This is a genomic window from Aneurinibacillus aneurinilyticus ATCC 12856 (assembly GCF_000466385.1).
GTDB lineage: Bacteria > Bacillota > Bacilli > Aneurinibacillales > Aneurinibacillaceae > Aneurinibacillus > Aneurinibacillus aneurinilyticus.
This window is the reverse complement of the sequence record NZ_KE952839.1, coordinates 1-10,224: the sequence shown is the minus strand read 5'-3', so window position 1 is coordinate 10,224 and position 10,224 is coordinate 1. Positions and strand designations below refer to the sequence as shown.

General features: G+C 43.9%; 8 protein-coding genes and 1 pseudogene. 6 read left to right on the top strand and 3 right to left on the bottom strand.

Annotated features, from left to right (window positions below):
- Positions 1 to 31: 31 nt before the first annotated feature.
- Positions 32 to 808 carry an ABC transporter permease gene (locus HMPREF0083_RS17195; protein ID WP_021622891.1) on the bottom strand — a complete coding sequence of 259 codons (777 nt, stop codon included), beginning with the start codon at positions 806 to 808 and terminating at the stop codon, positions 32 to 34.
- Positions 805 to 1,731, bottom strand: a complete 927-nt coding sequence (locus HMPREF0083_RS17190; RefSeq protein ID WP_021622890.1) for an ABC transporter ATP-binding protein — start codon at positions 1,729 to 1,731, stop codon at positions 805 to 807. The genes HMPREF0083_RS17195 and HMPREF0083_RS17190 overlap by 4 nt, the downstream gene beginning before the upstream one ends.
- A gap of 218 nt (positions 1,732 to 1,949) precedes the next feature.
- Here HMPREF0083_RS17190 and HMPREF0083_RS17185 point away from each other — a divergent pair, with 218 nt between their 5' ends.
- Positions 1,950 to 2,276 carry a PadR family transcriptional regulator gene (locus HMPREF0083_RS17185; RefSeq protein WP_040303391.1) on the top strand — a complete coding sequence of 109 codons (327 nt, stop codon included), beginning with the start codon at positions 1,950 to 1,952 and terminating at the stop codon, positions 2,274 to 2,276.
- 134 nt (positions 2,277 to 2,410) lie between these two features.
- A complete protein-coding gene (locus HMPREF0083_RS17180; RefSeq protein ID WP_021622888.1) occupies positions 2,411 to 3,463 on the top strand; it encodes a TolB family protein in 1,053 nt (350 codons plus the stop codon).
- A 31-nt stretch (positions 3,464 to 3,494) separates the two neighbouring features.
- Here HMPREF0083_RS17180 and HMPREF0083_RS17175 read toward each other — a convergent pair.
- A pseudogene (locus HMPREF0083_RS17175) lies at positions 3,495 to 3,728 on the bottom strand (GNAT family N-acetyltransferase); the annotation flags it as partial.
- A gap of 354 nt (positions 3,729 to 4,082) precedes the next feature.
- Here HMPREF0083_RS17175 and HMPREF0083_RS17170 point away from each other — a divergent pair.
- From HMPREF0083_RS17170 to HMPREF0083_RS17155, 4 genes are all read left to right on the top strand, one after another.
- Positions 4,083 to 5,576, top strand: a complete 1,494-nt coding sequence (locus HMPREF0083_RS17170; RefSeq protein WP_040303389.1) for a response regulator transcription factor — start codon at positions 4,083 to 4,085, stop codon at positions 5,574 to 5,576.
- Between the two features lie 162 nt (positions 5,577 to 5,738).
- Positions 5,739 to 7,403, top strand: a complete 1,665-nt coding sequence (hutU, locus tag HMPREF0083_RS17165; RefSeq protein WP_021622884.1) for a urocanate hydratase — start codon at positions 5,739 to 5,741, stop codon at positions 7,401 to 7,403.
- 10 nt (positions 7,404 to 7,413) lie between these two features.
- Positions 7,414 to 8,718 carry an imidazolonepropionase gene (hutI, locus tag HMPREF0083_RS17160; protein ID WP_021622883.1) on the top strand — a complete coding sequence of 435 codons (1,305 nt, stop codon included), beginning with the start codon at positions 7,414 to 7,416 and terminating at the stop codon, positions 8,716 to 8,718.
- An 87-nt stretch (positions 8,719 to 8,805) separates the two neighbouring features.
- Positions 8,806 to 10,146, top strand: a complete 1,341-nt coding sequence (locus HMPREF0083_RS17155) for a YjiH family protein (RefSeq protein WP_040303386.1) — start codon at positions 8,806 to 8,808, stop codon at positions 10,144 to 10,146.
- The last annotated feature ends 78 nt before the right edge of the window (positions 10,147 to 10,224 follow it).

Here is a 10,224-nt window from a genome sequence, read left to right as displayed (position 1 = left end):
TCTGGATCATACTGGATAATCAACACCCTTGTTAATATACCTCCCTTTTCTCAAAAACAGCGATTTGGATTAACAGTAAGCCGGCAATATATACAATCATCATTGCAACTGAGAAGCCGAACGACATTCCTGAAAACGGTGGCTCTATTCCACCGTTTATAAGCAAGTTCGGATCGTATACTTTTAAGTTCAAATTATTGAAGATGATATATTTGGCTCCCCATTTTTCTGGCAGTAGGGAAGACAGCATGTTTCCCGCTATATAGAGAAAAAAGGAGACTGTAATTGAGAGCGGACTGCTTTTGAATACCGTAGCGATAAAGAACGACAGCGTCATCATAAAAATACTGTCAGGCAGTCCATATAAATAAGTCTTACATACAATCCCAAAAGTTAATTCGCCGGATCGAACCATCCCGAAAAGCAGTACATCAATAAGTACACTTGCTGCCCATAGAACCAGAACAGTTCCTATGATAACGATGAGGTTGGCGACGTATTTCGATAGAAGTATCGTTCTGCGGCTGACAGGGCGCAAGAGCAATTGTTTAATAGTACCATCCTTGAATTCGTCTGTGATGGATTGGGCGCCCAGCACAATAGCAAATAGCGTAACAAAAATCATGAGAAACGGAGCAAGATTATAGGTGAATTTCAGATACTCTCTGGCCGCATACAAATCAGGCAGGCTTCGGTTTGCGATGCCGATACCGATGATGAACACCAGACAAAAGTACAGAAAAAATATGCTTTGCTTTTTACTGTTAATCTTCATGATTTCATTCTGAACGAGCGCAAGAAATCTCATGATGGATGCGTTCCTCCTGTTATTAACAAGAAAGTTTCCTCCAGTGACTTCGTCTTGATTTGAACCTGAAATACGCCGATTCCATTCTGTACAAGCGTTGCCACAAGTTCAGGGATATGCTGCTTTGTGGTTGAGACAGTTATGGTGCGCTCGGTTGTCCTGATAATGGGGATATTAGTGAGAAGCGTAGCGGCCCTGACAGGTTCGGTAATTTCGAACTCGACCTCCATTTCAACCTGTGTGTTCGCCTCTTTTGCTGCCTTTATGTTATGTTCTCCGACGAACGCTCCGTTCTGAATAATAACGACACGATCGCACATTAATTCTATCTCGGACAGCAGGTGACTTGATATAATCACCGCGATATTCTCTTTCTTGGCAAGCTGATATAGGTAGTTGCGCAACTGATGAATTCCGGCCGGGTCAAGGCCATTCGTCGGTTCATCAAGAATAAGAACGCTGGGTTTATGCAGAAGAGCCTGAGCAATTCCGAGACGTTGTCGCATACCGAGGGAGTACGTTTTCACTTTGTTGTGTATGGCATCGGTCAACTCGACCAGTTCAGCGACCTCCATCATGCGTTCTTTGGTGATCGGCTGCTTGTACATTCTGGCAAAGTGCTTCAGATTCTGTATTCCGGTCATATAGCTATATAAGTCCGGATTTTCCACAATGGCCCCAATATGGCGAAGTGCATTCGTTCGCTGTGTTCGGACGCTATGACCTTCGATAAAAATATCACCCTCGGTTATGGAGATAAGGCCGACCATCATGCGGATGGTAAGGGTTTTCCCGGCACCATTGGGCCCCAGAAGGCCGCAGATTTCCCCGCGTTGAATGGAAAACGACAAATCTTTAATAAGATCGTTCCCGCCTATATTTTTTGAGACATGTTGTACTTTAATAGCGTTTTGGCTAGTCATGCTCTAGTCCTCTCTATATTATCGATAAAAAAGCGATATCTACTTTCTCTTGCTCATATCATTTGAAAAATTCATGAGGCGTATGCCAAACGTTACTATTTTTTTGACGAATGAATAAACGAAAAGTTGCAAAAGGATATTTTTATATCGCACCCTTGTAATACGATGTACAACGTAATACAATGTTCATGAAGAAACGGGGAGGAGGGTGGTACGTTTTGGACAAGGAAATCATGAAAGGCAGCATCGATATTCTGCTTATGTCATTGCTTGCACAGCAAGAGATGTACGGCTATGAGATGGTGAAAATGCTGAAAGAAACGAGTGGGAATTTATATAATATGAGCGAGGGAACATTGTATCCGGCATTGAAACGAATGGAAAAAAAGGGCTGGATCGAGTCATACTGGCAGGAGGCAGATGCAGGGGGACGGCGCAAATATTATCGCATGACAGAAGCTGGCAGGAAGGAGCTGGAGTGTAAACTGAAAGATTGGCATTCGATTAATCATTTGATTTTCAAATGTGCGGAGGGGCTTTCATGAACTCGTTTGATCGGTATATCGAAAGAATCCTTGAGTAAGCTATCTGTTTGGCAGTTTTTCGCTTATGCTAACGGGTAGCATTGTCTATGTATTCTTAGGGATGTTGGGATAAAAACATAGGGGGGGAATTTTGTATGCGAAGAAAAACAAAGGCAATCTGGATTGTCGCCGGAACGCTGATCGGGCTATTTTTTCTACTGGGCCTTGGCTATGGTAAGGAGAAGCCGGTAAATGGCATTTATACAGGATTGTTGGAGGCTTTTGACATAAAAGGTGAAAAGGCTGTTTTTGCTTATTCTTTAAAGGGAAAGGTAGGGATTTACACATCCGATTTGCATGGGAAAAATGTAAAGCGTCTGGCGGAAGCAGGTGAAGGTGAAATCGTACACCATCCGGTATTCTCAACGGATGGTAAGACGGTTCTATATATCGCTACTCCGAAGGATAAAGAAGAGGTGAAGAGTTCGCTGTATGTAGTGAACATCGATGGAAGCGAAAAACGTAGGCTGTACGCTATCGATTCGCTTATTACAGAAGCTGTGTTTGCACCGGATAACAAAACGATTTATTATCTACAGGCGGAAACATTCACGAATTATTCACCGATTGCACGCAGAGATGCCCATGATTTCGACCTTTATTCATTGGATGTAAGCGGGGGACAGGCGAAGCGGATTACGACAATGAAAGACTATATGCTCGAATCGTTGAAAGTATCGCCGGACGGTAAAGAAGTGTACGTAACGAAGCAGGATGATCAGCACGCGAAGACAGCTGAGGATATTTTTGCATCCAAGCATAAAGTGTTTCGAATATTGCTGGCACATCCGGAGAAAATCGAGCCGGTTCCACTGCAAGGGATTAAAGAGGATGTATTCGATGTGGAGGTATCGCCGGATAGCCGGTGGATGGTGTTCAATTCAATTGCGAACCCTGGTACGAATGAGAATTTTCAGTATGAGCTGTACATACTGGACAGACAAACCAATCAGACACGCCAGCTGACTTACCTAAAGAAGCACGCAGGAGCGGCAGTATTCGATGAACAAAGTCAGTGGGTTTATTTTATGTGGGATAAGAAGTTTGGCGAGGGTGATCCTGAACATGAATGGTATCGTGTCTCGCTGGATGGGAAGACAGTAGAGAATATACCTGTTGTGATAGAAGGAGGCGCTTCGCTTAGTTAATGCTTATCACATCTATGGATACCAAGGGTGTTATAAGCAATCGTAAATCTTCACGTTTTAAAAAACTGGCATGAGCCTCTCTAATATTTGCTTCAACGTCTTGTTCAGTTTGTTCTTTCTGTGCGAATGGTAACCAGGGTTTCAACTCATTAATTGATGATTTTATTGCCGCATATACTGCTTTTCCATCCCCTGGCTTTGGCATGCGAATCAATAATCTTTCAGTACAAAATTCAGCAGGAAAATCTAATAATAATGGATTCATAATTCTTGTCCTCCTAATTTGAAGTTTTTAACAAAGACGTTTCTAAATATAAATACTTCAAAAACCTAGATTTACCTTCAATAAGATACATATATACATCTGATTGGATAAATCGATACATGTTTGTGGTGGGAGGTAAGAAAAAGACACGCTGGCCTTTCTTCTGCCGGGGCGCAGGGCGCATCCACCCTTTTCTTTTTTCCGAATCTCTTACTTCCAACCACCTGAACTTTTGTTACTACGTCATGTAAATTCTATATAGATGCTAAATGTTATTATAAAAAGGGGGAGGAAGAGTGAGTTGCGAATATAGACTAAAGGGAAGATGCAGATAAGGAAATGGGGGGAGTGTGCATGGCCAAGTTATTGATTGCTGATAGGGATCATAACGAAAGAACGGGGATAGGGTGGTTGGTTAATTCATACGGTATTCCGTTTGACCATGTATTGATGGCTGGTACTATGCTCGATGTGTTTCAAATCATAGAGTTAGAAATGCCGGATGTCATCTGCATAGAACTCGATATGATTCCGCGGGAAGCATGGGATGATTTTAAAGAGCGAATAAGACAGTATAAACAAATTCTTATTGTTACGACAGCAGAAGCCACCTTTGAAAGAGCGATGCAAGGAATTGAGCTGCATGCATACGATCTATGGATAAAACCGCATTCGCCAGACAGCATTCGGCGTGTGCTGGCACGATGCTGCAAGGCTGTTTCCCATACGCAACAAGGTCCGGAAATTAATGGAGAAGATGGATCTTTACCAGCCCTATCCTACTATTCTATCTTTCTTCCCCATAGGTCGGCAGCAGATGAGTGCTGGCTGCTGTTGCTACAGCTTGAGGAGACGGAACAGCAGCCCAAACTGCTCAAATTTTTGCAGGATTATCCATTTTATAATGAGCCGGTGTTGCTGCCACTCAGCGATATGATAGTATCTATTTTTAACCGTGAGACACAGCACTCGCTACTATCACTCAAGAAAATGGGAAATCGGCTTCTTCGGGATTGGGAAGAAAAATTTACGGAGCCGTTGTCGCTTGTCATATATGATACGAACGATAAGTCCCTTTCGCTTCGTCAAAAATACCAATACGCCAGACAAGCGCTTGACATTCGTTTTTTTAAAGGCTACCGCCAGGTTTCCGTTATCGAAAATAAGGTTGAATGGCAAATTATCGACCCTTTTTTAACGCCTACAGAACAAAGAACATGGATTGATATGCTGGGTGATGCCGACAAGGAGCAACTCAAGCAGTGGATGTATAAAGAGTTTTTAAATAAAGAAGAGCCGTATCCTGAACCGGGACTGCTGCGGACACGCCTAACCAGTATTCTTGCTCAAGTTCGTCGCTTTATGAAGTCGCATTGTTTAGATGAAGATAGGCTTGAAGAGCATTATCACCAGGTGTTTGAAACCATTCTGTATAATCCGATTTTGTACCGGATTGTGCAGGAATTTCTGCTGTTCTTATATGAAGTACTGGATACGGCAAACAACCATCAGGAATATTCACGTACCGACATTATTGAACAGGCGCTTCGCTACATAGAAAAGAATTATAATAATCCATATCTTCGGCTTGAAGATGTTGCTGCTTATGTGGACCGCAGTCCGGCATATTTTAGCTCGTTTCTGACGAAAAAGCATGGACAGTCCTTCCGACAGCTTGTAACCGCTGTGCGGATAAAAGAAGCCCAGCGTCTGCTTCAGGATACCAAATTATCAATCCAGAACGTTGCTGAAAAGACTGGATTTATTAACGCAAACTATTTCAGCAAGATTTTTAAAGAAAAAACAGGGATTACCCCTCGAATATTTAGAAATCGTAAAAAAATATAGGAATATAAAATAATTATAGCTTTTAGTTGGAAGCGCTGACAAAGCGCTTTCTTTTTTCTAAATTAATTTTAAAAATTAAAAAATCAAACCTCTATTTTTATTACCTGTGCTTTTCTACACTTGAAATAGATAAATGAAAACTCGAGAAGCAGGTGAGAAAATATGATTAATAATCAAACAGAGAGAAAAATTGAACATTATACAGGTTCAAAGCTCCATGCAAAAGGCTGGATTCAGGAAGCGGCATTGCGTATGCTGTTGAATAACCTGCATGAAGATGTGGCCGAGCATCCACAGAATCTTGTAGTATATGGCGGGATTGGAAAGGCAGCCCGGAATTGGGAGTGCTTTGATTCGATTGTGGAGACGCTGAAGAACCTGGAAAATGATGAGACGCTCCTTATCCAATCCGGAAAGCCAGTAGCTGTGTTTAAATCTCATACGGATGCGCCTCGCGTATTGATTGCAAATTCTAATCTTGTACCTGCATGGGCGAACTGGGATCACTTCCACGAGCTTGATAAAAAAGGATTAATGATGTACGGACAGATGACGGCGGGAAGCTGGATTTATATCGGCAGTCAGGGTATTGTTCAGGGAACGTATGAGACATTTGCAGAGTGTGGACGTCAGCATTTCAACGGTACTTTGGAGGGGACGATCACTGTAACGGCAGGGCTTGGCGGTATGGGTGGAGCACAGCCGCTTGCCGTCTCCCTAAATGGCGGAGTGAGCATTAACATTGAGGTGGACCCGACGCGTATTCAGCGCAGGATCGATACGCGGTACCTGGATGTAATGACAGACAATTTAGACGAGGCGATCTCGATAGCCTTGAAGGCAAAAGAGGAGAAGAAGGGGCTTTCAATCGGATTGCTGGGCCATGCTTCCGCTATGCTGAACCAGATGCTCGCAAAAGGATTCATTCCAGATATTCTAACGGATCAGACATCTGCGCATGACCCACTTAACGGCTATATTCCAACAGGCATGAGCCTGGAGGAAGCGGCAGAGCTTCGCAAGCAAGACCCGAAAGCGTACGAAAGGCAGTCAAAAGCAAGCATCGCTGAACACGTGCGTGCCATGCTGAAAATGCAGGAACAAGGTGCAATTACGTTCGATTATGGTAACAATATTCGCCAGGTTGCAAAAAACGAGGGAGTAGAGAATGCCTTTAATTTCCCGGGCTTTGTACCAGCATACATCCGTCCGCAGTTTTGTGAAGGAAAAGGGCCGTTCCGCTGGGTTGCACTTTCAGGCGATCCAGAGGATATCTACAAAACGGATGAAGTTATTTTACGTGAGTTCAGCTACAATACGCACTTATGCAATTGGATTAAAATGGCCCGCGAGCGCATTCAATTTCAGGGGCTTCCAGCGCGCATTTGTTGGCTGGGATATGGAGAGCGTGCAAAGTTCGGAAGAATTATCAATGAGATGGTAGCCAGCGGGGAACTGAAGGCACCGATCGTTATCGGCCGTGATCACCTTGACTCCGGGTCGGTCGCTTCGCCAAACCGGGAAACAGAGTCGATGAAAGACGGAAGTGATGCGGTATCTGATTGGCCGATTCTGAATGCATTGATTAATAGCGTTGGCGGAGCGAGCTGGGTGTCCGTCCATCATGGTGGCGGCGTTGGTATGGGTTATTCTCTGCATGCCGGAATGGTTATCGTTGCAGATGGAACGAAAGAAGCAGAAAAGAGGTTGGAACGCGTTCTTACTACGGACCCGGGAATGGGCGTTGTCCGTCATGCAGATGCAGGTTATGACCTTGCCATCCAAACAGCAAAAGAAAAAGGTATCCACATACCTATGCTAAAATAGGAGGCTGATTATGAGCAAGAAAATAACATTCATTCGAAACGCCAATCAATTGGTAACGCTAACAGGTAGCTCGGATGCCCCTCTTACGGGAAAGAGGATGGACCAGCTGAACATTATCGAAAACGGTAGTCTCTGGATTGAAGACGGTCTTATCGAGTACATCGGAGTGGACGGAGAAGTTGCTGAAAGATATAAAGACCGGATTGGGGAAGCAGAAATTATTGACGCGACAGGTAAGCTTGTCACACCGGGCCTTGTTGATCCACATACCCATCTTGTGTATGCGGGAAGCCGTGAGAATGAATTTAACATGCGCCTGCAGGGTGCTACCTACATGGAGATTATGAATAAGGGCGGAGGTATTCATGCGACTACATCTGCGACAAGAGAGGCGAGCCACGAAGTTCTATTTGAAGAGGGACGAAAAAGACTTGATCAATTTCTGTTGCATGGCGTAACGACGATAGAAGCAAAAAGCGGATATGGGCTTACTCTTGAGCACGAAATTAAGCAGCTCGAAGTTGCGGAACAGCTGCATGAACAACATCCGGTTGACATTGTTCGAACGTTCATGGGTGCGCATGCCGTGCCTGCCGAATATAAAGCCGATCCAGATGTATTTGTCGATAGAGTTATTCAGGATATGATTCCGGAAGTGGCCCGCCGTAATCTGGCTGAGTTTAACGATGTGTTCTGCGAACGAGGCGTGTTTACACCCGAACAGTCCAAGCGGATTCTAGAAGCAGGGATAAAATATGGCTTGCTTCCTAAAATTCACGCCGATGAAATCGAACCGTATGAAGGAGCGGAATTAGCGGCTTCGATTGGAGCCGTATCTGCCGATCATCTGTTGCGGGCGTCGGATAAGGGGATCGCCATGATGGCGGAAGCGGGAGTAATTGCTGTTCTGTTGCCAGGTACAGCTTTCTTCTTAATGGCGGAATCTGCCGATGGCCGCAAAATGATTGATGCAGGTGTTCCGGTAGCACTTTCTACGGACTGTAATCCGGGATCTTCCCCGACGGTATCTATGCCGCTCATCATGAATCTTGGTTGTTTAAAGATGGGAATGACATCGGGGGAAGTATTGACAGCCTCCACTATTAATGCAGCGCATGCGATTAAACGGGGGAAGGAAATCGGTAGCCTGGAAAAAGGAAAAAAAGCTGATATTGTCATTTTTGATGTACCGAATTATATGCAGCTTCAATATCAGTATGGCGTTAATCATGCACACACGGTACTCAAAGGTGGAGTGATCGTAGTAGATGCTGGAAGATTGGTTTGCAACACATTCACTCGTATCCTCAACTAAAGTCATTGCTACATCCCGTCTCTTTTTTGACGGGATGTAAGCATCAAAAAAGCGCACCGTTTCACGGTGAATAAGGAGAAGAGAGTGATGGATAAAGACAATTTTAACCTAGTAACATCTGAAATCCCTTCAATTCAGACGAATGGCAAAGGAAGCGCTTATAAATTTTTTATTTTTAGCTTTCTCGGTATTTTTGCATTTTTTGTTCCCATTACAATCGAAGGAAATTCGACGATTGTCCTTGATCATATCGTTAATGCCATCAAGGCCGGTATACCTTCTCTTCTGCCGTTTTATGCTTTGCTTGTTATTTTTCTAGGTTCCCTTTATCCATTCATAAGCAAGACATGGAAGAAGGACAAGGTAAACATCGTATTTTCCTTCCTCAAAATCATAGGTTTTTTCGTGGCTGTTATGCTGGTATTTCATATCGGTCCAGCATGGCTGTTTGAGAAGGATATGGGGCCGTTTCTCTTAGAGAAGCTTGTCATTCCGGTCGGGCTTCTTGTGCCAATAGGTTCTGTCTTTTTAGCATTACTTACAGGGTATGGCTTGCTGGAATTCATTGGCGTATTGGTCCGTCCAATTATGCGTCCGATTTGGAAAACACCGGGCCGCTCGGCGGTTGATGCGGTTGCTTCATTCGTAGGGAGCTATTCCATCGGATTACTGATTACCAATCGTGTTTTCAAGGAAGGAAAATACACGATAAAGGAAGCGTGTATTATTGCTACAGGGTTTTCCACCGTATCTACACCGTTTATGATTGTAGTAGCGAAAACATTGGATATTATGCCATACTGGAATCAATATTTCTGGACGACACTTGTTATTACTTTTATTGTCACAGCCATCACGGTGCGTATTCGTCCGCTCAGCCGAAAAAGTGATACGTATTATACGGAAAAGGGCGATCCAGAACCGGAACACAGGGACGAACTGCTCAAGTCAGCCTGGAATGAAGGTATGAAAGGAGCGCATGGAGCGCCAAGTCTACTTGTGAATATCACACAGAATTTTAAAGATGGTTTCGTAATGACGATGGGGATTCTTCCATCTATTATGTCCATCGGCTTACTTGGCTTGGTGCTTGCAAAATATACCCCGTTGTTTGATATTATCGGATATGTATTCTATCCGCTTGCGTTATTAGTGCAAATACCTGAACCGATGCTAGCTTCGAAAGCGCTTTCGGTTGGAATTGCCGAAATGTTCCTGCCGGCCCTTGTTGTAGCAAGTGCGCCGTTAGTGACTAAGTTTGTAATTGCTGTTGTTTCAGTTTCGTCCGTTCTTTTCTTCTCGGCATCCATTCCGTGCATTTTGTCTACTGAGATTCCAATCAGCATTCCACAGCTTATCATTGTATGGTTCCAGCGGACTCTTCTTACATTTTTACTTGTCACCCCTGTTGCTTTTCTGCTGTTCTGACAAACAAGCAGTCATATCACACCTGTTGATTATCCATAAGGTGTAAGAAAGAAGGTGCACGCGTCGGCATGTTCCCTC

Bases quoted from the DNA above. Each gene is read 5' to 3' on its own strand.
- HMPREF0083_RS17155 (WP_040303386.1), top strand. From the start codon at position 8,806: ATGGATAAAGACAATTTTAACCTAGTAACATCTGAAATCCCTTCAATT.
- HMPREF0083_RS17195 (WP_021622891.1), bottom strand. From the start codon at position 808: ATGAGATTTCTTGCGCTCGTTCAGAATGAAATCATGAAGATTAACAGT.
- hutU (WP_021622884.1), top strand. From the start codon at position 5,739: ATGATTAATAATCAAACAGAGAGAAAAATTGAACATTATACAGGTTCA.
- hutI (WP_021622883.1), top strand. From the start codon at position 7,414: ATGAGCAAGAAAATAACATTCATTCGAAACGCCAATCAATTGGTAACG.
- HMPREF0083_RS17170 (WP_040303389.1), top strand. From the start codon at position 4,083: ATGGCCAAGTTATTGATTGCTGATAGGGATCATAACGAAAGAACGGGG.
- HMPREF0083_RS17180 (WP_021622888.1), top strand. From the start codon at position 2,411: ATGCGAAGAAAAACAAAGGCAATCTGGATTGTCGCCGGAACGCTGATC.
- HMPREF0083_RS17190 (WP_021622890.1), bottom strand. From the start codon at position 1,731: ATGACTAGCCAAAACGCTATTAAAGTACAACATGTCTCAAAAAATATA.